This window comes from Bacillus sp. 7884-1 (genome assembly GCF_002272245.1).
Lineage (GTDB): Bacteria > Bacillota > Bacilli > Bacillales > Cytobacillaceae > Neobacillus.
Map to the genome: position 1 here is coordinate 1 of NZ_NPDD01000224.1, position 23,679 is coordinate 23,679.

Annotated in this window: 23 protein-coding genes; 2 read left to right on the forward strand and 21 right to left on the reverse strand. The window is 38.7% G+C overall.

What is annotated here, in order from left to right; all coding sequences use genetic code 11:
- Window positions 1–58: 58 nt before the first annotated feature.
- The 5 genes from CHI06_RS24680 to CHI06_RS24700 all read right to left on the reverse strand — a co-directional run bounded on the left by CHI06_RS24680 (window position 59) and on the right by CHI06_RS24700 (window position 3,573).
- Complete coding sequence (locus CHI06_RS24680) at window positions 59–553, reverse strand: flavodoxin domain-containing protein (protein ID WP_095251221.1); 495 nt, start codon at window positions 551–553, stop codon at window positions 59–61.
- 309 nt (window positions 554–862) lie between these two features.
- A complete protein-coding gene (locus CHI06_RS24685; RefSeq protein ID WP_095251223.1) occupies window positions 863–1,522 on the reverse strand; it encodes a YfjL-like protein in 660 nt (219 codons plus the stop codon).
- Window positions 1,523–1,653: 131 nt separating this feature from the next.
- The gene (locus CHI06_RS24690) at window positions 1,654–2,001 is read right to left on the reverse strand and encodes a metal-sensitive transcriptional regulator (protein ID WP_095251224.1); all 348 of its coding nucleotides are present in this window, start codon (window positions 1,999–2,001) and stop codon (window positions 1,654–1,656) included.
- Window positions 2,002–2,146: 145 nt separating this feature from the next.
- Window positions 2,147–2,884: a GTP pyrophosphokinase gene (locus tag CHI06_RS24695; RefSeq protein WP_095251226.1), complete on the reverse strand. Its 738-nt coding sequence runs from the start codon at window positions 2,882–2,884 to the stop codon at window positions 2,147–2,149.
- A gap of 29 nt (window positions 2,885–2,913) precedes the next feature.
- Complete coding sequence (locus tag CHI06_RS24700; RefSeq protein WP_095251228.1) at window positions 2,914–3,573, reverse strand: TetR/AcrR family transcriptional regulator; 660 nt, start codon at window positions 3,571–3,573, stop codon at window positions 2,914–2,916.
- Between the two features lie 261 nt (window positions 3,574–3,834).
- Here CHI06_RS24700 and CHI06_RS30040 point away from each other — a divergent pair, with 261 nt between their 5' ends.
- Together CHI06_RS30040 and CHI06_RS30045 are read left to right on the forward strand one after the other, a co-directional pair.
- Window positions 3,835–3,996 (forward strand): hypothetical protein, encoded by a 162-nt coding sequence (locus CHI06_RS30040; RefSeq protein WP_165979054.1) that lies wholly within the window; start codon window positions 3,835–3,837, stop codon window positions 3,994–3,996.
- A gap of 282 nt (window positions 3,997–4,278) precedes the next feature.
- On the forward strand, window positions 4,279–4,455 hold the full coding sequence (locus CHI06_RS30045; RefSeq protein WP_165979047.1) for a hypothetical protein: 177 nt from the start codon (window positions 4,279–4,281) through the stop codon (window positions 4,453–4,455).
- Between the two features lie 39 nt (window positions 4,456–4,494).
- Here CHI06_RS30045 and CHI06_RS24705 read toward each other — a convergent pair whose 3' ends face one another.
- The 16 genes from CHI06_RS24705 to CHI06_RS24780 all read right to left on the reverse strand — a co-directional run bounded on the left by CHI06_RS24705 (window position 4,495) and on the right by CHI06_RS24780 (window position 23,618).
- Window positions 4,495–5,232, reverse strand: coding sequence for a protein-glutamine gamma-glutamyltransferase (locus CHI06_RS24705; protein WP_095251229.1), 738 nt, complete (start codon window positions 5,230–5,232; stop codon window positions 4,495–4,497).
- Between the two features lie 108 nt (window positions 5,233–5,340).
- Window positions 5,341–6,132 (reverse strand): PKD domain-containing protein, encoded by a 792-nt coding sequence (locus tag CHI06_RS24710; protein ID WP_142301020.1) that lies wholly within the window; start codon window positions 6,130–6,132, stop codon window positions 5,341–5,343.
- Entirely contained in the window at window positions 6,107–9,055 is a 2,949-nt protein-coding gene (locus CHI06_RS24715) for a multicopper oxidase domain-containing protein (protein ID WP_179292771.1), read from the reverse strand. Before CHI06_RS24715 ends, CHI06_RS24710 begins: the two co-directional genes overlap by 26 nt.
- 157 nt (window positions 9,056–9,212) lie before the next feature.
- Window positions 9,213–10,301 (reverse strand): copper resistance D family protein, encoded by a 1,089-nt coding sequence (locus tag CHI06_RS24720; protein ID WP_179292772.1) that lies wholly within the window; start codon window positions 10,299–10,301, stop codon window positions 9,213–9,215.
- Window positions 10,302–10,640: 339 nt separating this feature from the next.
- A complete protein-coding gene (locus tag CHI06_RS24725) occupies window positions 10,641–11,951 on the reverse strand; it encodes a hemolysin family protein (RefSeq protein ID WP_095251236.1) in 1,311 nt (436 codons plus the stop codon).
- Window positions 11,952–12,011: 60 nt separating this feature from the next.
- The gene (locus tag CHI06_RS24730) at window positions 12,012–12,425 is read right to left on the reverse strand and encodes a MerR family transcriptional regulator (protein WP_095251237.1); all 414 of its coding nucleotides are present in this window, start codon (window positions 12,423–12,425) and stop codon (window positions 12,012–12,014) included.
- Window positions 12,426–12,547: 122 nt separating this feature from the next.
- Window positions 12,548–13,483: a manganese-dependent inorganic pyrophosphatase gene (locus CHI06_RS24735; protein ID WP_095251239.1), complete on the reverse strand. Its 936-nt coding sequence runs from the start codon at window positions 13,481–13,483 to the stop codon at window positions 12,548–12,550.
- Between the two features lie 179 nt (window positions 13,484–13,662).
- Window positions 13,663–14,871 carry an iron-containing alcohol dehydrogenase gene (locus CHI06_RS24740; protein ID WP_095251241.1) on the reverse strand — a complete coding sequence of 403 codons (1,209 nt, stop codon included), beginning with the start codon at window positions 14,869–14,871 and terminating at the stop codon, window positions 13,663–13,665.
- A gap of 19 nt (window positions 14,872–14,890) precedes the next feature.
- On the reverse strand, window positions 14,891–16,414 hold the full coding sequence (locus tag CHI06_RS24745) for an aldehyde dehydrogenase family protein (protein ID WP_095251242.1): 1,524 nt from the start codon (window positions 16,412–16,414) through the stop codon (window positions 14,891–14,893).
- Window positions 16,415–16,429: 15 nt separating this feature from the next.
- Window positions 16,430–17,323 carry a R2-like ligand-binding oxidase gene (locus CHI06_RS24750; protein ID WP_095251244.1) on the reverse strand — a complete coding sequence of 298 codons (894 nt, stop codon included), beginning with the start codon at window positions 17,321–17,323 and terminating at the stop codon, window positions 16,430–16,432.
- Between the two features lie 20 nt (window positions 17,324–17,343).
- Entirely contained in the window at window positions 17,344–18,861 is a 1,518-nt protein-coding gene (locus CHI06_RS24755) for a long-chain-fatty-acid--CoA ligase (RefSeq protein WP_095251245.1), read from the reverse strand.
- A gap of 128 nt (window positions 18,862–18,989) precedes the next feature.
- A complete protein-coding gene (locus CHI06_RS24760) occupies window positions 18,990–20,198 on the reverse strand; it encodes an ABC transporter substrate-binding protein (RefSeq protein ID WP_095251247.1) in 1,209 nt (402 codons plus the stop codon).
- Between the two features lie 85 nt (window positions 20,199–20,283).
- Window positions 20,284–20,991, reverse strand: a complete 708-nt coding sequence (locus tag CHI06_RS24765; RefSeq protein ID WP_095251248.1) for an ABC transporter ATP-binding protein — start codon at window positions 20,989–20,991, stop codon at window positions 20,284–20,286.
- Window positions 20,984–21,748, reverse strand: a complete 765-nt coding sequence (locus CHI06_RS24770) for an ABC transporter ATP-binding protein (RefSeq protein ID WP_095251274.1) — start codon at window positions 21,746–21,748, stop codon at window positions 20,984–20,986. The genes CHI06_RS24765 and CHI06_RS24770 overlap by 8 nt, the downstream gene beginning before the upstream one ends.
- 5 nt (window positions 21,749–21,753) lie before the next feature.
- Entirely contained in the window at window positions 21,754–22,755 is a 1,002-nt protein-coding gene (locus tag CHI06_RS24775; protein ID WP_095251250.1) for a branched-chain amino acid ABC transporter permease, read from the reverse strand.
- Entirely contained in the window at window positions 22,755–23,618 is an 864-nt protein-coding gene (locus CHI06_RS24780; RefSeq protein WP_095251251.1) for a branched-chain amino acid ABC transporter permease, read from the reverse strand. The genes CHI06_RS24775 and CHI06_RS24780 overlap by 1 nt, the downstream gene beginning before the upstream one ends.
- Window positions 23,619–23,679: the final 61 nt, after the last annotated feature.

Here is a 23,679-nt window from a genome sequence, read left to right on the forward strand (position 1 = left end):
ACCGATGCGATTTCACGTTTTTTATTTATAGAAACTAGTTATGTCCCAGCCTCATTTTTTATACATGAGCAAAGGTTGAATTAATTTTCATCACAAAGGTCATGATTGCCGTTGTATCTAAATTCGAGGTATCCCCGGTAACACCACTCACTTTTTTAACAATTTGCCTTTCAATAAAGTTCATTTTACTGACCAGGAATTCTCCCCCGAAAATACCGTTTGCGATTGAAACTTTCCTTAATTCCTCTGGAAAAGCGAGATCGAATTGCTCAATAGCTGTTTCGCCATCATGCCAACAGCAGAGAAACAGGCCCAGCTTTTTGGTTAACAACTCATCATGATGCTTGCCGATAAAATGCTTAATTTTCCCTTGAATACTGCCGGCATGTATCGAGCCGCCGATGATCACGAAGTCATACTCGCTTACATCAAATGTAATTCTATCCCTTTTTAAATCGACAGCTAAGACTTCTCCTTCCATCCAGTCACTCAGTAATTGGACAGCTTTTTCTGTTGTGCCATGAGATGAGCAATAAACAATCAATGTCTTCATAAATCATCCTACCCTCCATGGGAAAATTTTCACCTACAAATGAACCATAAAGGTTCGACCTTTTGATGTCTTACCTTAATTATAATGCAGTAAATATAAATAATCGGAATAAATATTGGCAATATTTCTACAATTCAATCCCCAATCATCTTGTCAGGTCCCATTGTTAGCAGAGCAGAACCAACACAAATCACGATTTGGATTGTGACGAGCAAAAGGTACCGAATTCATGCAAAAGTGTTTCGTATCACTTCAAATAAGGATACCGAATTATTTGAATACCATGGGTGTACACCCTGTATGGGAGCACTATTTTTCAATAATATCCCCTTCTTCTGTAATAAAAAAGACCTTAGCCTGTTCATCCATTTCATTTTCATAGTATCGTACCTCAAATAGTACAGGGAACCGAGCCTCTTGTAAAAATTGACTAAGTTTCTTCATTTTCTGTAATTCGTTATTGTGGTTTATTTTTGACCAATTTATCTTTATATCAATAGGAATAGAGGTAGTGAGGATCGAAACGTTTATTTCTTCATAGGTAGGAATATTCGGACCAAGGATTTCCCCTTTGTCCTTGATTTGCTGTGCTTTAAACATTCCTTCGTCCAAATCCGGAAAAAGTTCTTTGATTTGAGTTTTGAGGTTTGTTGCTAGCTCACTATCCCACAATACTTTCGGATAATTATCGGAGTAACCACGCGGGGAATCCGCATCTTGTTCAATGATAAATAAGAGGTTCGAATGATCCTTAAGATAGGCATATCCTTGGTAGGTTTCGCTTAAAAAATTGTAATTCATTTTCGTAAGGACAAATTCATTCTGATATTTTTCCGTTATATAGTTCTGCATATTTCCTTCTTGCTGTTCTTTTCCCCAAGGAGTCCCGTAAAATACTGTATAAGCATAAAAACTAAAAGTTAGAATGAGTCCTGCAAATACCATTAGGATGATCTTCGTTGCCTTCATATTCCTCACCTCTCAATTATCAGAATATTATAACTATAATATTCTGCACCTTTTTTTCTTATTCCTTCTAGCAAAAACAATAAATAGAATAAAAAAAAGACGTACACTAAGTACGACCTCGAGGAAGACTATTATTTCTTCATTAATTTGTGTATCGTAACCAGGACCTCATCTAATACCTCATGGTCCCCTTCTTGAATTCTTTCAAGCACACATGATTTGAGATGGCCTTCTAACAGTAGTTTGGCAACGCTATTAAGTGCCGATTGTGTGGCCGAAATTTGCGTAATCACATCATCACAATAAGTATCCTTTTCAATTAATCCTTTAATTCCACGAATTTGCCCTTCAATTCGATTAAGTCTCGTCACAAGATTACTCTTCACCTTATCGGAATGATGGCTTTTTCGGTGGCTGCCCTCAATAATGCAGCAGGATTCATTATTCATTTCGTCATCATTTTCATGTTCAAAAGACATTCCATCACCTCATTTTTTGTCATTATATCATACCCCCCTATCGTAAAGCGATAGCACAATCTAATTCCTAAAAAAGAAAAACTGACACTAAATGTCAGTTTTATTTTGACCATAAAGTATTACCCAGTTTTTTTAACAGATTCTGTTATTTAATCCCGAGTTTTTCTTCCATAAATGTCTCTAATAATTTCAATTTGTTGTTTCCAATGCCAATTGGCAGACGCATATCCTCAGCTTCGTCAGCAAGTTTCATTTTCTTGATTTCCTCATGAAGAATTTCCATTTTATTGTCCAACATTGTAGCCATTTCGGCTGTTGTTTTTAATTCATCAAGCATTTTTTGAGGAACTGCTTTGTTATATTTATAATAAATTTTATGTTCTAAGCTTGCCCAAAAGTCCATGGCAATGGTACGAATTTGAATCTCAACAAAGGTTAATTCCTCACGATCGGACATGAATATCGGAATTTCCACAATCATATGCAAGCTTTGATAACCATTTGGCTTTGGATTTTTTATATAGTCCTTATATCCTAGAATTTGAATGTCTTTTTGATTGGCAATCATGCAGCTTATTTCATAAATATCAGAAATAAACGAACAGGTTATTCTTATACCTGCTATATCTTTAATATTTTCCTTCATAGCATCTAGGTTGAAATCCAACCCTTTTCGCTGAACTTTTCTAAAGATACTTTCAGGTGATTTTAATCGTGTTTTAACATGTTCTATTGGATTATAATCATGAATATAATTAAATTCATCTTTAAGTATATTAATTTTTGTGGTCATTTCATCTAAAGCAAATTTATATGCCATCATAAAACGAGTCAATTCAATTTTGATTGCTTTTAAATCCTTCATATCAAGGGTCTTTTCCATTCCTATCACTTACATCCTTTCGGAAATCGTCACTCTTCTTTTGTTACAGTTTCATTTGTGTGTAATTGTTTCATGACTTCTGGTGGAAAAATTAAACGGCATATCACCTTAGCTACTTCACGATAATCTGTCTGATTCCCACATTGTTTCATTTTCTCATGGGCATGCTCGGCCAAAATCATCACCGACCAAGTAACGGTATTTAAATCTAAATCTTTCCAAGTTAACTCATTATCGTATGCCCTTTTTAATCCTGAAAGAATCCTGGTAAAAATCTTTCGTTTTGCGGCTTGTAATACCTCAGCAAATTCTTTATCTTTAGCTAGTAATTCAGGAACAAGTCGCTGCATGCCCGTCTTTTTAAGACGCTCATCATGCAGTTCTAATAGTGAAGCTAACATACTTTCTGGATTTGAAACACCCCATTTTGGTTCAGGCGGCATTAACATCTCAATTTGATTCTCTAACAAAGACATTAATAGCTGTCGTTTATCCGAAAAGTACCGATAAAAGGTCCCGGTTGCAACCCCTGCATGTGCGGCGATTTCCTTTGCTGTTGTATGCTCAAATCCTTTTGAAATAAATAATTCATGACCACTTTTTAATAACAAATCCCTTTTTATTTGGGCACGTTCCTGCTTTGGAATTTTGGGAAACTCACCAACCAGCTGGTCTTCTCGGTCTGACATTTTTCTCACCTCATACCTAGTATACCACAAAAAATAAATATTGAACCATAGTTCATGTTTCCATTGACAGACTCACTTTAACATGTAATACTTGAACTATAGTTCATGTTATTTCAATCTATGTTCACACCCCTTTGCAGTCGATTGTAAATAACATGAACAAATTATATATTTTTTGATTTTCTGAGACTTTTTACTCGCTTTTTTTGTTTTTATTCATATATAATATTTTATAATTAACTTTGGAAGGTGTTGATTAATATGGCAAATCAATCTGATAAAAAGGATATCTCAATCAACTCAAGTGTTTCACTAAAGGGAATTGTAAAAGCCATTTTCAACGATACCGTGCACGTACAAATTGGCGGCAAGATTATTACACTGCCAAAAGCTGATTTCATGTTAGATAAATCTATGAATTAAAAGAATTTTATTCGCAACCCATAACAAGTAAGCCCATTGCTGCAAATGCAATGGGCTTTCTTATGTGGAGATAAAGACATTACAAGCTCTTATTGGGAGGATATGGCTCCTATTTTAAGAACGTAAGAGTTATATTCACGAGTATCCATGTCACGAAAGCTGACAGCCAGATATGCTGTTTTTTCGACTTTGTATGGAAATATTTGCAGTGCTATCATTGTAATTGTGTTACCAATAAAGCCGTTAATACGGTAAAAACCGGAGGGATTCATTATCCATTATTTGAAACTAAAGTATACAAATGAAATGGAAAAAGCGATGTTGAGTGCACACGGAGTATGTTATGAAGAGTATAAACGAAAATTAAATGTGAGAATGGAAGTTGAAAAGCGGCGTGAGCTGGATTATTTAATCAGCAAACGGCTTAGCGCCGATTTTGACGGAAGAATACACGGTTGATATATAAGAGGAGCTTCCATAACGGAAGCTCCTTATTCTTTAACGTAATAGGTTAATCGTTCTATAATTTGGTCTTGTGATCATGCGCATAAGATAAGCAGATTGAGTAGGATTCTCTTTTCTCTTTCCATTTAAGAAGTTAATAATGGTCTTAGAATCTCTTATTCCAATTCCATGCCCAAAGAATTTATCATGACCAAAAAAGATTACATTTTCAGCCCTCCACCACGGCTGTTTTGGGTCAAAATCTGGATTTTTGAAATGTAAGACATCACCAATGAGGAAATCCTCCCCATCTTTTTGATATACAGGAAGATCCTCATCAAATTGCCAATCCATTAAATATAGATTATTAAAATACGTATTAAATGCCCTTGGTCCAATGGTATACAGGGCAGCGATGTACAAAACAATCGCGATTGCTGTAGCGCATTCAAAAGCATATAACTTCCCATTTTTCACTATATCCTCAATTCCTTCAGAGGGATTGAACCCCTCACGTAAAAGAAACCCTCCGTTCGGCAATCGATACCAGTATTTTCTGTTAGGAAAAGAATAAGCGAAGGTAGTAAACTTCGCACCACTTTTATCTAAGGCCGTTGCAGCCTTAATTGTATTTCCTCGGAATAATAATTCAAATTTCAATTGTTGTAGAGACGAGTAATAATAAACCACATGATAACTCACCATTTGCTTCAAAATTGCCCTTTGCTCATTATTCGTAATTTCTTTTTGGAGATCCTCAAGCCCAACAATCACACCATTTATACTAATCATTTGATACCTCCTTTCTACACCATATGAGCCTTTTCCTAGTTACATGCAGAAGGCAGCAAGAAAAGAGCCAGATTCCTATGGTATAGGAACTGGCCCCCAAATTCTTTGTTATCTGTTACGGATAGTAACCGGTACGTTCGATAGTTTTCCACCAGAAGTGGATACTATATTGATGGTATCACCTGGTTTATAAGAAGTTACTCCCCTGCTAGTGATACTCCATTTTCCATCAGATAAGACTATTGCGCTATACGGTTGATTTCCTACTAATACCGTGACATTCACTCCCGGTCCAAATACATCACTTGTTCCGACAACCTTTAGCGTACTTGTACTTGTTGCAAAGGAAACTTCCGAAGTCATTAGTTTATCTGGCTCTGGTGTAATCGTAACAATAGATTCATTGGTTGACGATTTACCATCATTGCCGGTAACCGTTAATTTAAAGCTGACTGGAATAAACTTTTTAGGGAACGTGAACGTTGGTTTTGCAGGATTAACCAAATTAAGTTGAACTTCTGGACCGCTAACCTGATCCCATTTGTATGTCGCTGCATTAATGGAAGCACTTCCGTCCAAGGTCACCAATGAGCCCTGTTTAACAGTTTGAGCTTTCCCCGGATTTGCGATTGCCGGTTCAGTTGTAATTTCCACTGGCACTGTTGTGGTGCCCTCTTCATCAGATTTTATGGTAATCGTTGGTGGTACAAATTTCGGGTTACTAATTGCCAATGTTCCGGAATCTGGAATCGTTCTATCTAAATTTCCTGAATTATCAATCATTTTGTTCGATCCATGTACCGTTAATGTTGGGTTATTTCCTTTATCACTAGATGAAGCAGTTATAAATAGAGTTTTAGAATTTGTATCATATTTAGCAGTAGCGGATATGTAATCCACTAAGGGAAAACATCATTCCGAAAGGATCATGATCACCATATTTGTTATAGACAATGTCCCTCATAAATGCAGTAATATCAAATTTTCTTACTAATGCACGAGGAGGACAAGGATTACCAGGTGTTCGCGCCTTTGGTGGTTTTGTTCCATTTTTCTTCATCTGACTTACTCTCCAAGGGACAGCAGACGATTTCAATTGCGGACGATCTGGCAGTTTTTGTAGAATTGGAGTTTTTTCTCCCCAAACCCTGACAAAGCCCCATAATCCACTCCACAAGTCTTCGATGGGCTGAGATGACCATAGATAATCACGTTGCTGGACACCAACAGGGTTTGGTTGAATATCCATGGTAAATTGTTCAGATGTACCAATTGTCTGGGTAGAAGTTAATTCCGAATCCTCAACTCCGGATTCACGCTTCCACGCTAATCCGTGCAAATTAAAATTATGCTGTGTCTCATGTGCACCTTGGATTAAGCGTATTTTAATCGGATCCCCTGTATAACTTTGAATGATTGGTGTCTCGGGATCACCATGAACCCATGAACTAAACGTATAAGCCGGGTCAGCATTGTTTCTGCGGAAAAAAGGTGTATTTGAATAATTCACACTTGCATACCCATGTGCGTGTTTGAAATTTGCTGGATCTGTCTCTAATGGGAGTGGGTCTCCATTTTTATCCCAAAGTCTTGCGAAATCATGATAAATAAGAACTTGTTCGCGGAAATCTTCTTTTTCAGGGTGAACAATCATCGCTTCCGTACCAGATTTTATTTCCCTGCCCGTCTGCGGGTCCAGCCATTTTGAGCCTTTAGGTTCGACTATTAAGGCACCAAAAGTCCCGTGAAATCCCTTTTCCCCAGCAGACATATGGTCATGAAAAAAGATTGAGCCTTCTTCATCTGCATACCAGCGATAACGGATTTTTTCTCCTGGCTCCGTACCTTGATTGTAGTTCCACCCGACAGTTGTTCCATCAGAACCTAACGGGTCGTAAGCCACAAAATGAATGTGTATCGACAGTGCATTCGGCTCATTGGCATTGAATAAGTGGTTTTCTAATGTAACCTCCACACAATCTCCCTGATTTGCCCGTATGGCAAGTGGACGTGGTCTAATTTCTCCATGCAGCACCTTCTGCTCATCTTCTGCCAGGACATACATTCGTCCTTCCTTATCACGATCACCTGCATTGTTGTATACAATTTCTGTTTGTATTCCGACAATGTCATATTTTCGAATAGGAGCATCCTTCGGACAGCGATCAAAATTAGGTGCTCCTGGTAAGAGCGCACCTAGAGCTGCTTTTTCTGACTCTGTGGCTGGACGCAATTCTGGGTCTGGCGGTTTTGGAGCACGTTTGCCTATTTCACCAGGTATATAACTTGGAAAACCTGGGTTTTGTTCGGTTGCACTGGTTGGTGCTTCCCTATCTGCTAATGGCAGCAAGTCATCCTGTGCTTTGTCGAATACCCTCATTAACCCCCACATGCCTTCTAAATAATGTGGGAACAAATGACAATGCCATAAGTAATCCCCGGGTGCCCCGGTTTTCGCTTTGTCATAACCAGCACCAAAAGCTAATTCAGCCGTTTGGGTATCTCCAATATTCAACGTATCTGAGTCAACCGTGTTTGTTTTCTTCGTATCACTTTTCCACCGGTGACCATGAAGGTGAAAAACATGGTTTTCATCGCTATTTGCTCCAATGACCCGGTATCTAACTGGGTCACCAACATAAGCTCTAGTAATAGGCGTAGCCGGGTCACCAAAAACCCAGGATGAATAAAACATGGTTGCATCTTTACCATCCTCACCCATTGTGTTTTTCAAGCGTTCATCCATTGGTTCTGCACGATAGTTTACTGCATAAAGTTCTTTTTCATTTGGATCCTCTACATGGGGTTCCTCTTCATGAGGTACCTCCCCTTCTCCCTCGTGTTCTTCCTCTTCAGGGGTTCCAGGAGGTGGAGGGGTACCAAATTGAGCACTAATCCCATCATGAAAAAACAAAGTAAACTCCCGAAAATCAGGTTTGTCAGGTAAATGGATATCAGCATATAAACCGCTGGTTAACTCTTCCCCTGTTACAGGGTCAGTCCATGTCGCCCCTTTTGGTTCAACGATTAACGCCCCAAATAAACCATCACCCATTGTCCCCCTGCCGCCAGTTGGATCGGTGAAGTAAGTGAGATCGGCACCATTGTAGAAAAAGAAGGTTCCTTCATCCCCAGCATTCCACGTGTATTTTATTTCTGTGTTTGGTGCAACAGTTGAATCAGGATTATATCCTGTCGATGTTCCATCAGATCCCCTAACGTCATATCTAACCCCTTCAATATGAATGGATGCCTTCTCACTCAATTGATTATGAAAGGAAACTTGAATACAATCACCTTTATTTGCACGGAGTGCCAGCGGCTGGATTTCCTTGACCGGTTTTCCTGGATTCTCAGCAATAGCCTGTCGAATTTTCTCAACATCTTCTTGTAAGGCATATATTTTTGCCTTTGGGTCATGGTCGCCAAATTTGTTGTAGACCATATCTACCTGTATCGCTGCAATATTAAAATTACGAATAGGTGCGCCTTTAAGACATTTCTCGTTTGGCATATCTAAACCAGCCAATGAAATGGGTGCGGTTTTTAGTTGTGCTGTATTCGTTTGAATAATTGCTTCGCTTGATAGACTATTTGTAGTGGGGACTTCTTTTGAAGGAGACTTATTAGCAGTTTTTATGATACGTTGATTACTGGAATATTGCTTTATGGTAGTCTTTGATACTGTGACAGATTTTAGTTTATCAAATGCGAGGGCTTGTTTTAATTCTGATGAATGAATAATTAAAACAACTGATAGTGATACAATCGAAAATAGGAATAGGAAACTGAATAATAGTAAAATTGACTTCTTTTGCTTCAACCTTTGTACCCCTTTCATTTTCCCACTAGTATGTAAGTCACGGTTTCGTGCTGCTATAGATGTTATGTCCATGTCAAATGTAATATTACTTCATTTCATCCTCACACTCTTTTACCCTAAATGAATAGTAAAAAACAGAGCAGCGCCCGACCCCTGCTCAAATGATTGGATATAGAACACAAGAAAACATCAAGCCTAAGTATAAGGTGAGAATGAAACAACCCCCAAATACAGTGGCAAAAACCGGGCTCATACTTTTATAACTCACAAATATTAACAACAAAAATAGAAGTGCAGTTGATACCAAAATGATAGATAAGAAGGTTGGTGCGAATTCAATTTCTATCGGCACATGAAGATTCTTTGCAAACAGCCAATCTACCCATGTTGGTGCTGTGGCTGCTTGTGTTGCATAGACCATTTCATAAGGTGGTGACAATGTGCCCATGACAGCTGTAAAGAAAAATACAAATAAAAGAATGACGCTTTCGGCTTTTAACCAATTTCGGGGATCATAATGCGAGGTTATTGAAACTCTTTTTACTAATATCCCATTAATGAAGGCGAACATAATAATAGGAACGATACTTATGTGCTTGAACAATAACATACGTCCGTATGGTGTTGCCCAGCCATTTACATACTCTGCGGGCTTCTCAAGGGTAAACATAATGACAAATCCTGTTGCAAAAATATTTATCATACATACTACTGCCAACGGTGAAAACCATTCTAGGAACTCAGACCAATGTCCTCTAACTTTAGAAAACCAAGATACCTGAAGGACGACACCCACCCAAATCGTTACCATAAGGAAGTGGGTGGTGTGAGAAAAAAGGCCAACTACAAAAGATTGAGTTGATACATGACTGCTATAACCAATGGTGATCATCATCAAAACAATCCAGAATGTCTGTAAATATTTAGAACGATTTAGATACAAGCTTATCCATAGGAAAATAGTAAACACTGAGTTAAACAGCCATCCCTGCCCAATTTGGAAATGCATCAAAACAGAGGCAGCGGCAGCAGCAAACCCGACGGATTCATCAAAATACAATATTAAAGTGAACACAGGCACAAAAGTAAAAAGTATAATCCCTAGCGTACAGATAAGTAAAAATGGCTTCGGAAGTTGAATAGTTGGTTTTTTCGTATCCGGAACAAATTGGAGGACAACATGACCAACCAAAATCGAAAACAATAGATAATTACCTAAGTCTGCAATAGGCGCTAATAGGTTCATATTTTCACCATCCATATTCCATAGGATGAAATAAGATTACGAACACACATATCACAAGCAGGCTGAATTTTTTTCAAGATGAGCCTCCTTTTGTTTTTATATCATTACTATTCAATGGAAAATATTAATATCACATCCAACCATCAAAAATAGTACTTTAGATGCAAAACTATTACACTATATATTAAGTGAAAACTTCCAAAACACCTCTATAAATTGTTCGACAAATACCAACGTGATTTATTATAAAAATATAATTTGTACAATCATAGGACACTAACCACCCTTTATTCGTCAAAAAAAAGACCACAGGAACACCTGGGTCTTTTTACTGTTAGGTTAAGCTATAGATTCATGTTTCATTAATTTAACAATTTCTAATAATTTAATATGATAACCATCGATTTCTAGTACTTTAAATTCGTAATCACCATATTTAACTTTATCACCTTCGACAACGTCCATTTTCTCAGATAGAATCCAGCCGCCAATGGTATCCATCTCATCTTCCTGGATGTCTAAACCGAATAAATCATTTACTTCATCTATTAAAACTTTTCCGTCGACCACGGTTTTATTTTCGCTGATTTTGTTGATATCCGGGACTTCATCTTCGTCAAATTCATCGCGAATTTCTCCGACAATTTCTTCAAGAATATCTTCAACTGTCACCAAACCTGCAGTACCACCGTATTCATCCATTAGAATTGCCATATGAACACGTTCTTTTTGCATTTTAACTAATAAATCATGGATGGCAATCGATTCAATGACCTGGATAACAGGACGGGTATATTCATCAATGGGTGTATCAAGGTTTTTACCACTAATATAATCTGTTAGTACTTCTTTCATATTCAGCATACCAACAATGTTATCCTTTTCACCATCAATGACTGGGTACCTTGTATAATTTTCTACCTTCACAATTTCTAGACATTCTGCTAGTGTTTGTGATCGATCAAATACAACAATTTCAGTACGAGGAACCATTATTTCTTTTGCAATACGATCATCAAATTCAAAGATATTGTTCACATATTTGTATTCAGACTGATTGATTTCCCCGCTCTTGTAGCTTTCAGAGATAATTAATTGCAGCTCTTCCTCTGAGTGTGCTTCTTCATGTTCAGAAGCAGGTTTTAATCCAAAGAACCCAACGATTATACGTGCTGATCCATTTAATACTTTAATAAAAGGATACATAAGCTTATAGAAGATAATCATAGGTTTTGCAAATATCAACGTTACAGCCTCGGCTTTATTAATCGCAATTGTTTTCGGAGCAAGTTCACCTACCACAACATGAATAAAGGTTACTGACGCAAAAGCAATGATAAAGGACAAGATACCAGCTGCTGATTCAGCTATGTTAAATTTAGTAAACAAGGGGTGAAGCATGTGTTCCACAGTTGGTTCACCCAACCAACCTAATCCTAAAGCTGTTACAGTAATACCTAATTGACACGCTGATAAATATTCATCTAAATTTGAAACAATTTTCTTAGCTGCAATTGCTTTTTTATTGCCTTCTGATACTAGCTGATCAATTCGTGTACTACGGATTTTTACAATGGCAAATTCGAAAGACACGAAGAATGCCGTAAAAGCAATTAAAATTGCAATTACAATCAAGTTTATTATGGTCAATGGTCTCCTTACTCAAAGTGTGAGTAAGGAATACACCTCCTGGTTTTTGTAAATATAAGTTTAACTTAGTAATAATAATAATGTTTGGGCTAATGGAACACCTTGGGAAGAGAGTTTATTCACAACCATTTCTTTTTGATTGCCGTTTAGTTTTTGAAGTATAGGTTCGATTGCTTCAATTTCTTCTTTAAGATGATGCATTAAGATTCCAATTTGTTCAAAATGTTTATCTACTTTTTGTTTATCAACACAATCCTTCGTCTTAATTAATTCAATGGAAGACTTAATCTCTTCAAGTGGCATATTAAGATTTTTATAATGTTCAATTAAATGCATAATTTGGATGCTGTCTTCTCCATACAATCGATAATTAGAATCCGTCCGAATAGGGTTAAGTAAGCCTATTTGGGTGTAGTAATCGATTGTTCTTTTGGAGAGATTCATTAACTTGGCTATTTCACCGATACGATACAACTTCCCAACCTACTCACCCCTCTCTACAATACTATTAATATATCATGCAGAAAGTGTACAGTCAACGTATTAGTTACTCTAAAAAACAAACCGTTCCTATTGAATAAGAACGGTTTTAATTATTAAATACCTTGATTAAAAATATCAGTTAATACTGGTACGATTTGTTTTTTACGGGATACAACACCCTTTAATACTGCAGTGTTATTCTCCAAGGTAACATTATATGCCTTTTCAACAGCGCTCGTTTTACTTCCTAAAGCTAAACCAACAGAGTCATTCGTTAAGATATCTGTAACCACAAATAAGAATAAATCTAAGTTCTTTTCTTCGATTTTTTTCGAAATAGCAGCTTCTAATTCCTCTTGGCGAGCAAGTACCTCAGCTGTATCAACTGCATTTACTTGTGCAATTTCAACTTTGCTTGATCCCATGTCGAATTCTTTTGCATCAAGTGAAATTAATTGTTCAATTGTTTTGTCACTTAAATCTGCACCAGCTTTTAGCATTTCTAAGCCATACTTCTGCGCATCAACACCAGCAATTTCTGCTAATTCTTTTGCTGCTGCTACATCCTCTGCTGTACAAGTTGGCGATTTAAACAATAATGAGTCAGAAATAATCGCGGACAGCATAAGCCCAGCAATTTCTTTTTTGATTTCTTTACCATTTTCTTTATACATCTTATTCAAAATCGTTGCTGTACAGCCTACAGGCTCACAACGGTAATATAATGGATCGCTTGTTTCAAAGTTTGCAATACGGTGGTGATCGATTACCTCTAAAACTCGGACTTCATTGATATCATTCGCACTTTGCTGGCGCTCATTGTGGTCGACCAAAATAACTGAATTGACTTCAGCTGCTACCTTTTCAACTAAGCGTGGGACCTCCGCATTAAAATGGTTCAGAGCGTATTGCGTTTCACCATTAACGTCTCCAAGACGTATTGGTTCAACATCCATACCAAGTTGTTTCTTCAAATCTGCGTAAGCAATCGCAGAACAAATAGTATCTGTGTCAGGGTTTTTGTGACCAAAAATAAGTACTTTTTCCATTGTTAAAACTCCTAATCGTATTAAAATATGTAGACAAGCTCCATTACTGAGTTTGACCCTAACGAAAATTATATATGATTCTTTACTAGTATTCAAAAAAAATATAGTGTCGTAATAAAATCAGAACAGGGCACCATATCCATTATGGTACCCTGTTCGCAGACTTTGACAATCAAAATTTATTTTACTCCAAGTGGTACAACTCTTTGTCCAATTGCCGCAATTAATTCTTTAGGTATTGGGAAGCTTAGAGCTGCTGGATCTTTCATCACCGCAGGAATCGTCTGTTCGAGATTTTCTTCGGTGATATTAAACTGCTTAAAATCAGCAGGAAGACCGACTTTATGCTGCAATAAACGAATCTTTTCTACTACTTTGGCTAATGCCGTTTCATCACTATCACCTTTCACCTCGACATCCAAGGCCGCAGCAAGTTCATTCACTTTTGGAAAGTATAATGAAGGAACCATTTCCATGACCACTGGAAGGAAGACAGCATTGGCCAAGCCATGTGGAATCCGGAACAATGCACCATAGGCGTGGGCCAAATTATGCACTGGAATAGCATTCAAAGCAAAGCTAAAAGCAGTAATACCCATTAAGCTTGCCTGCAGTAAATCCATCCGAGCAGCGATATTCGTTCCTTCTGACACTGCCACTGGAAGATTTTTTTCAATTAACCTAATTGCATGCAGTGCATAGGCATCAGTCAGAGCAGTCGCTGTCGGCGAGGCAAATGCTTCAATGGCATGGGTTAAGGCGTCAAACCCAGTAAAGGCTGTGATAAACGGCGGTAGACCAAGTGTTAATTCAGGATCAAGAATTGCCATATCCGCATTAATGAATGGGTTAATAATATTTGTCTTCATTTGGATATCTTCATTGAAAATAACTGCAATTGGAGAAACTTCAGACCCAGTTCCTGCTGTAGTCGGAATCGCTATATGTGGAATCGGGATAAAGTTTGCCTTTGGAAATTGTTCGTATAAAAGCCCTCCAGGAATTGCTTCCTTAATATCCGATAATCCTTTATGAAGTGCATATTTAACACCTTTAACAGTATCTAAAACACTACCTCCGCCAACTGCTAGCAGGGCATCTCCGCCTACCTCTTTTACATAACGGACTGCATCATTAATACAGCGGCTTTCTGCATCCTGCGTAATATCAAGATATTGACCGACCAGCTGAGGACCGCTGCCATGACCCGTTAAGTTAAAGATTTCTGCAACCTTTTCAACAACACCTGCTTTTTCTAACCCTCTGTCACTTAAAAGAACGACTCTTTTCGCACCTAGGCCAGCAAACAAGCTAGGTACCATTGCCCGTGAATTCGAACCACTGTATATTCCAGTGCGAAGCATAAACTGTGATAAGGAAGTTTTCATTATCTTCTTCACCTCTTCATTAGTTTTGGCCAAATAGAATTCCATACCAGTTGCGTTTCTCAAGCTCTGGAGCCATCGATGCGTGAACATGCTTTGTTTGTGTATAGGCGTCTAATGATTGCTGACCCATTTCTCTGCCAATGCCGCTCTGCTTATATCCGCCAAATGGTGCATCGCTTCTAAGCATATGCCAGTCATTAATCCAAACGACACCAGTCTGCAATTTCCTTGCAACCTCATAGGCTTTATTGACATCCCGTGTCCAAACACCAGCTGCCAATCCATAAATACTATCATTGGCCATCTTAATGGCTTCGTCTAATTCGGAATAACGGATTACACATAATACAGGTCCAAAAATTTCTTCCTGAGCAATTTTCATATCATTGGTCACATTGGTGAAAATGGTGGGTTCAACAAAGTATCCATCCTCGCATCCAGCTACTTCCACTTCTTTCCCACCGCAGACAAGGGTGGCTCCTTCTTGTTTACCAGCCTCAATGTATGAAAGGATGGTTTCTTTTTGCTTTTTTGAAATGACAGGACCTACGTCCGTCGCAGGATCGAGTGGGTTTCCGAGCTTCAACTTACTTGTTAATCCGACAAGTCCGGCAACAACTTGATCATATAAGGAATCTGGAACAAATAAACGAGTTCCACTTTCACATAGCTGACCAGAATGTAAGAACACTCCAAAGAGACTTCCAGGAAGGGCAATGCTGAGGTCTGCATCCTCTAAAAGAATGTTTGGTGATTTTCCTCCAAGCTCTAAAGTTGTATTTTTAATACTTTCAGAAGCCAAACTCATGATTATCCTGCCTACTTCTGTAGAGCCAGTGAATGCTACCTTGTCAACCTTTGGATGGCGAACTAATGCTTCGCCAATTTCAGCCCCAGGACCTGTTACTACGTTAATGACTCCAGGTGGGACTACCTTTGAAATCAATTCAGCCAGCTTTAAGGTGGATAATGGCGTATAGCTTGCAGGCTTAATGACCACTGTATTTCCCATTGCTAATGCAGGGGCGATTTTCCAGGTTGCAATGACCATCGGTAGATTCCACGGTGTTATTGCTGCACAGACTCCAATTGGCTCACGCCAGATAAAATTATGTGCCGGACCTGGAAATGGCGGTACTGGCAAGGTTTCAGAGAATGGATATTCTAATGTAAAGTTCGCCAATGTTTGGAAAAGGTCAACCATTTGTAAAATATCACTGTTGCCAATCCGGCGAACGGTACCGCCGGAACTAATCGCTTCTAAATAGGCTAGCTCTTCGGCATGTTCAGCAATTTGATAAGAAATAGCATATAGAACTTTAGCCCGTTCTTTCGGGTTCATGTTTTTCCATTCGGTGTTGTCAAACGCCTCCCTTGCCGCCATAACTGCAGTATCAACATCGGCCACGGTGCCTTTTGCTACTTTCGCAACAAGCTCTCCTGTTGCAGGGTTAAAGACATCAAAGGTTTCTTGAGTGCTTGCAGATTCCCACTTTCCATTAATAAACAGCGGAAAACTTTGAACTTCAACTTTTACTGCCATGCTAATTCCTCCTTTTTATAAAACCCCTAATTCACTTTCTGAGAATCTATAAATCTCTTCGATTTTTTTTCCTTTTGCTCGTGCTAGTATTTCCATTCGAACTGACAGCTGTTTAAGGGTGAAATCCATGACCAATGCTGGATCACCGCCGAATGCACTTACCTCCCTTCCTGCTATTCCTTCCTCATTTAATCTAAGAGATAAAGGAGTCAGTTCAGTCATTTTCGCAGCAACAAAATCAAAGAGATGAGGGTGTTCACAAATTAATCGTTGAAGCAGAAAGGTGCCATAGCCTATATGCCGGGACTCATCCTTTTTCAAATTCCCAATGCCCTCTAAGAGACCAGGCATGATATTAGCCGTTTCTAACGCTTGGTAAAAAGAATAATAACCTGTTTCTGCTAAGACACCTTCAACAAACATGTTATAAACAACGGAGGCTTCTGCAATGGCTTCTGGAGATTGGTCCGTCACAAGACGTTCCATCGTGGTTGGAAGGATTTCATAGAAGATTTTTTTATACGAATCTGTATGGAAATGGGATAAGTCCCCTCTTTCGCCGATGGCATTCAATACAAGCCGGAAAAACTCTGTATGTTTGGCTTCTTCATATAAGAACGTAGTTAAGAACATTTCTTCTTCAAGACGTCCTTCTTTTGCGATTGCCATGATTAGCGGAAGTAAATCCAGCGTCACGGCTTCTTCCCCAGCTTGAAACTGTGAAATCAGACGAAGAATATCTTCCTTTTGTTCATAATTGAGGGTTTTCCAGTCTCTAGCATCCTGACTAAAATCAATGTCTGCTGGATTCCAGGTTCCTAATCTTTTCGCCTTTTGATATAAACGAAACGGGAATGAATCTTCTAATAAACCTCTTTTACTTGTCGTTAATATTTTTCTCTCTGTCATGTTTGACCTCCTAGTTAACTTTACTTTATCTCTTGTTCAGCCACCGTTTTTCGCAAATGTGTTTTTAAAATCTTTCCGACGCCGTTCCGCGGCAGAGTATCTAGAAAAACAATTCTCCGTGGAGTTTTGTTTTTTGCTAAATGCTCCTGACAATAACCGATTAATTCCTCTTCCCTTACAATTGCACCTGGTTTAACAACAACACAGGCAACCATTTCTTCTCCCATCTTTTCGTCTGGAATGCCTACCACTGCCACTTCCGAAACAGCTTCATGCGCATTCAGAATCTCTTCGACATCACGAGGATAGACATTAAATCCACCACGAATAATTAAGTCCTTTTTGCGGTCAACAATATAAACATACCCCTCATCATCCATTCGTGCCATATCACCTGTATGTAACCAGGAATCAATCAGGACCCGTCTTGATTCATCGACATTTTGATAATACCCTGGTGTTACGTTTTCACCGTGGACACAAAGCTCACCAACCTCACCACATGCTACCTCGTCTCCATGGTCATCGATAATTTTCACCTCAACTCCCGGAATAGGAATTCCAACGGAGCCAGGTTTTATCTCAATACCATCTTTATGAGACGTTACAATTGGTGCAGCCTCCGATAAACCGTAGCCTTCATAAACCTTGGCACCAAACTTTTTTTCAAAAACATGCAGCAAGGCGACAGGGAGCGGTGCCGAACCTGAACTAACTGATTCGAGACTAGAGGTGTTAAATTGGTCTGCACCAGGATATGAGACTAAAGCATGAATCATCGCCGGTACAGCCGAAAAAGTCTTCACTTCATATTTCTCGATTGCTTTAAATATTGCTTCTGTGTCAAAGCTAGAAAAAATAACAATAGAACTCCCCATTAATAAGCAAATATTTGAGATAGTAAGCCCGTAAACATGCGCAAGTGGAAGAACTCCAAGTGTGGTTCCCCGTTCAAGTTCATTGTGTTTAGCCGAATTTTCAGCATTACTGGTTAAATTTTTATGGGTTAGCAGAACCCCTTTTGGATTACCAGTAGTACCGGATGTGTAGAGTATTACGGCTGTATCATCATCCTTTACCATTTGAGTAGTATTGAAAGAATTCTCAGCCTTTACATCATAAAAATTCAAGCTTCGATCATTGGAAGGCTGGTCAACTGCAACAACAATTGGTTTGGAATCCAAACCTTCAAGAGCTTTCTCTACATTTCCTATAACAAGTGAAGATGTAATTACTACTTTAGCACCGGAATTCAAAGTGATATAATGCAGTTCTTTCGGGTGGAGTGTGAACATTACAGGAACGATAATCGCGCCCGCTCTGGTAATGCCCTGATATGCAAAAATAACTTCTGGACAGTTTGGCATACAAACAATTACTCTATCTCCCACTAAAATACCAAGCTGCTTAAGACCTCCTGCAAATTGGTCTGCATACATTTTTGTTTCAATGTTTGTATATTGACTTTCTTTAAAATACAAAAAAGGATACTCGCCAAACTGATTGATGTTTGTTTCTAGCAATTCACCTAGTCTCACAACATCCTCTCCTTATTAAAGAATCTTTTCGAAAAAATAGAATGCCACACAAGAATCCCCTCTTGGCTTTAATAAAAATCAAGAGGGTCACTTGTATAGATATAGCTAGGTCTAACAAACTATTCCTATTAATCTACTTTAATTGGTACTATTTTTCCGTCTTCTAAAGCAGCAACTGACAAGTCAAATTCAAATCCGCCATCATCACCAATTTTTTCTACAACATAGATTTTTTTATCATCTGGCAAATTGTCTAAACCGGCTTGAATATTAGCGCGTATTTTTTCAACATCATCCACTGACCCAGCAGCTTTCATAGCCTCAACAAACACATGCATGCCAATATAGTTTAGCCCTGCTTCTGACCCAGGATTTTCACCATATTTTTCATTGTATCGCTTTACAAAATCAGGTATCGCAGCTTCCTGTGAATCGACAAGCGGCATAACACCAATGGAACCATTCAATAAATCATAAGATCCTGTTACTGCCTTCATTTCATCAAATTTCGCCTGATCCATAACGATGAATCCGCCCCTAAAGCCAAGTTCTTTAGCTTGTTTGGCTACTTTGGCTGTTGGCTCAGAGGCTCCGCCAATAAATAGTACATCTGGCTTTTCTTTCAAAGCATTCGTTAAAATGGTGAAGAAATCTGTTTCCTTTGAAAAGTCAATTGCAGAATCGTAAACAACCTTTCCGCCTTCTTTTTCCCAGAATGTCTTTAAGTTCGTGGCCCAGTCTTTACCATATTGAGAAGCAGTTGGTAGAAAGGCAACGTTCTTACCAAAGTTATCCATTGCATACTCGGTGAATGGCTGTAAATATCCATCATAACGAGGCGGTATTCGGACAGTTAATTTATTACCAACTTCCGTTATTTGTGGTTCGCTTGAATATGCTCCAATGATAAATTTATCTAGTTGATTAAATACTTGAAGGGCAAAGATACCACCGCTATGTGGCGTAAAAATAATCGGTGGTTTATTTTCTTGAACTAATCTTTTTGCGTTTGCTCCTGCTTCATTTGGCAGATATTTATCGTCTAAGGAAACGACATTTAACTTGTACTTCTTGCCATTAACCTCAAAACCGCCAGCAGCATTCACTTCATCAGCTGCCATTTTCACACCATTTAACGTCCGCTCACCATAAAAGGCAGCCGGTCCGCTTAATGGTCCCGTATACCCAATGTTCACAGTTCCTACATCTTCACTCTTATTATCATCTTCTTTGTCATCATTTTCCCCTGATGTATTGGAAGAACTATTGCAGGCTGCTAAGCTGAAAATTAATACGAATATCATACTGAACATAAAAAGCCACTTCATTTTTTTCATGGTTTTCCCCCTCGTATTTTCATAAAATTTTCAGTCGCAAAACGTGGTGAATGTGAACATCACCCCCTTAGAAGGCAAACAAATTTTAAGCTCCTATGTACGCCTTCCTAACCTCATCATTAGCAAATAACTCTTCTGAAGTCCCTTGAAGGACAATAGAGCCATTTTCAAAAACATAGCCGTTATCAGCTATTTTTAAGGCTGCATTGGCATTTTGCTCTGCCAACAGTATCGTCGTACCCTCTCGATTTATTTGCTGGATGACATCAAACATTTGCTCCACAATTAACGGAGCAAGTCCTACTGATGGTTCATCGAGCAGCATCAGCTTTGGTTTTGACATTAAGGCCCTGCCGATGGCTAACATTTGCTGCTGTCCACCGCTTAAGGAACCGGCAGCATCTTCCTTTTTATCACGGAGAATAGGAAATAGTTCATATACATGCTCCAAGGATTTTTTAATTTCGTCTTTCTTCCTTCTATGAACAAAAGCCCCCATCTTCAGGTTTTCATGAACAGTCATCGCTGGGAAAAGCTTTCTTCCCTCTGGACATTGACCGATTCCTAATTGAACAATTTTGTCAGCAGACACCTTGTTTAGCGATTTCCCCTCAAAAATGACATCACCTTCCGAAGGCTTGCTTAAGCCGCTTATCGTACGAAAGGTGGTGCTTTTCCCTGCGCCATTTGAACCTAATAAAACAATGATTTCACCTTCGTTAACGTGGATATTTATGTCATGCACAGCGGTAAAGCTGCCGTATTTGACAGAGATATTTTTCAAACTAAGCAATGGCACTACCTCCCAAATAAGCCTTTATTACCGCTTCATTATTCTGGATCTCTATTGGCTTCCCCTCGGCGATCTTTTCTCCATAATTCAATACCATAATATTGTCAGCAATCTTCATAATCATTTGCATCTTGTGCTCAATCAGACAGACCGTAACTCCTTTATCTGCTATCTTTCGCATTAATGCTGCCAAGCCTTCTGTTTCATCAGGATTGACTCCTGCCGCTGGTTCATCAAGAAAAATAATTTCAGGATTCGTCGCAAGTGCCAGTGCAAAGGCTGTTCTTTTTTTCTCCTCTTGTGTTAACCCTGCAACTGGTTTATTCGCAACCTTTTGCAAATCAACAAATTCAATAACCTCCATAGCTTTATCTCGACAGAGTGCTTCTTCAGACTTAAGGCGCTTCGTCCGAAATATCGCATCAAACAAATTAGACTTCGTCCTTAGCCGATGGCCGACAATAATATTATCCATTACTGTAGATTTCTCAAATAGATTTGTAGTTTGGAAGGTTCGTGCTACTCCCAGCTGCGCTATTTTATTTGCAGGTAATTTCGTAACTTCAATTCCTTTAAAAATCACCTGGCCAGAGCTTGGAGGATGAAATCCACTGATTAAGTTAAAAAAAGTAGACTTCCCAGCACCATTTGGGCCAATAATGGCATTAATTTTTCCTTGCTCTATTGCAAAATCAACATTATTTACTGCCACTAAGCCACCAAATCTCTTGGTTAACTTCTTCGTTTCCAAAAAGATCACGCTTACCCCTCCTTTACTTGTTTTTCCGGTAGATTCTTAACTTTGATGTTTGCATTATGAACCAAGGTTTTGCGCTTTTGACCCCAGGCAGCCACTGCCCCAACAATTCCCCGAGGATAAAAAATGATCAATAGTGTTAATACTGGACCGAAAACAAGCATCCGGTAATCCTGTAAAAACTGAAGACGCTGAGAAAGTACGACGATTAGCATTGTACCTACAATGGGGCCGCTTAAAGTACCAATACCACCGACAAGCAAATAGGTAAGAAAATCAAACACAATGGCAATTGAGCCGATATCCGGACCGATAAAACGAACAAAGGAGGCATAAAGTGCACCTGATAATCCTGCAATAACCGTTGAAATAACAAAGACCGTTAGTTTATTTTTCATCGTGGAAATCCCGATTGTCTGTGCCAAATCTTCACTATTGCGAATGGCGATATAGGTTCTGCCTGATAGGGAGTGAACGACACGATACATGATGAGAACAACAAGAAGAAGGAAAAACAATACTAAATAATAATGAGATTGCAGTGTCTCAAATGAAAGAGGTCCGATGTTCGCTGGTGCTGGAATTCCAATTAAACCACGTACACCCTCAGTTAGGCTGTCCCATTTATCAATAACGAGATAAATAATATAGCCGACACAAAGTGTGTAAATTGCAAAAAAGTGCTCTTTTGTTCTTAAGGAGATGAGTCCTGCAAAAAAACCTATTACTCCAGTAATGACAAGTGATAAAAAAAGAGCAGGCCAGAAATTCATTTCAGCTTTAACGGTTAACAACCCAAGTGAATAGGCACCAATGGCAAAGAAACCAGCATGTGCCAAGGATAGATAGCCGGTATAACCTGCGAGTAGATTTAGACCATAAACACCAATCATCCAAATATAGGAAAGTGTCATAACGTGAATGAAATAGTCGTTATTGCTGATTAAAGGAAAGACGAGAGCAAAAAGTATGAGTACTAGAATAACCATTTTTTGAATCTTCGACATTAGTGGCCCCCCTTTGAGAAAAGACCAGTAGGCTTAACAGAAAGAATAATAACAAGGAGCACAAAGGCTATAATGTCCTTGTAGTCATTGGAAATATAGGTTGCTCCTAAGCTTTCAGTAAACCCTAAAATATAGCCGCCTAAAATAGCTCCGGGAACACTTCCCATCCCACCGAGAATAATGATGACAAAAGCTTTTAAAATAACAAGTTGTCCCATTCCTGGAAATACTAAATTAATAGGCGCGCTCAAGGAGGCTGCTATCGCCGCTAAACCACCTGAAATCATGAAGGTGAGCATGGCAACTTTATTTGTGTTAATTCCAACAAGGTTTGCTCCCTCACGGTTTTGTGACATGGCAATAATCGCTGAACCGGTATAGGTTTTTTTTAAGAATAGTGTTAAAAGAATCATGACTACGATTGCGGCAATGACAATAAGCAAGCGCTGCATCGTGAATGTTAATCCTAAAATTTCTACTACCTGTCCATATGGAGTTGGCATGCTTTGGAACTCTGCTCCCCATACAAATTGAGCGAATGCTTCCAAGAATAAAAGAATACCAATGGCAGCAATCTTATCATGGATAGGTGGTGCCTCTCTGAGAGGATGGAAAACAAATCTTTCCATTAGAACTCCTAAAAATCCAACTACCAAAATAGATATGAAAATAGCAATCCAATAGTGTAAACCATACTTTGTCATCATCGTTAGCGTTATGTAGCCACCCATCATATATAATGCACCATGTGCAAAATTTGGAATGTGAAGGATTCCATAAACTAGCGTTAATCCTAAAGCCACTAGACTGTAAACGCTTCCAATTGTTAGCCCATTAAACAATTGCTGAATTAATATCTCCATATTTTCCCTCCCAATTCACACGATAATACCATTGGAGCATATCCGTCCTCCAATGGTTCCC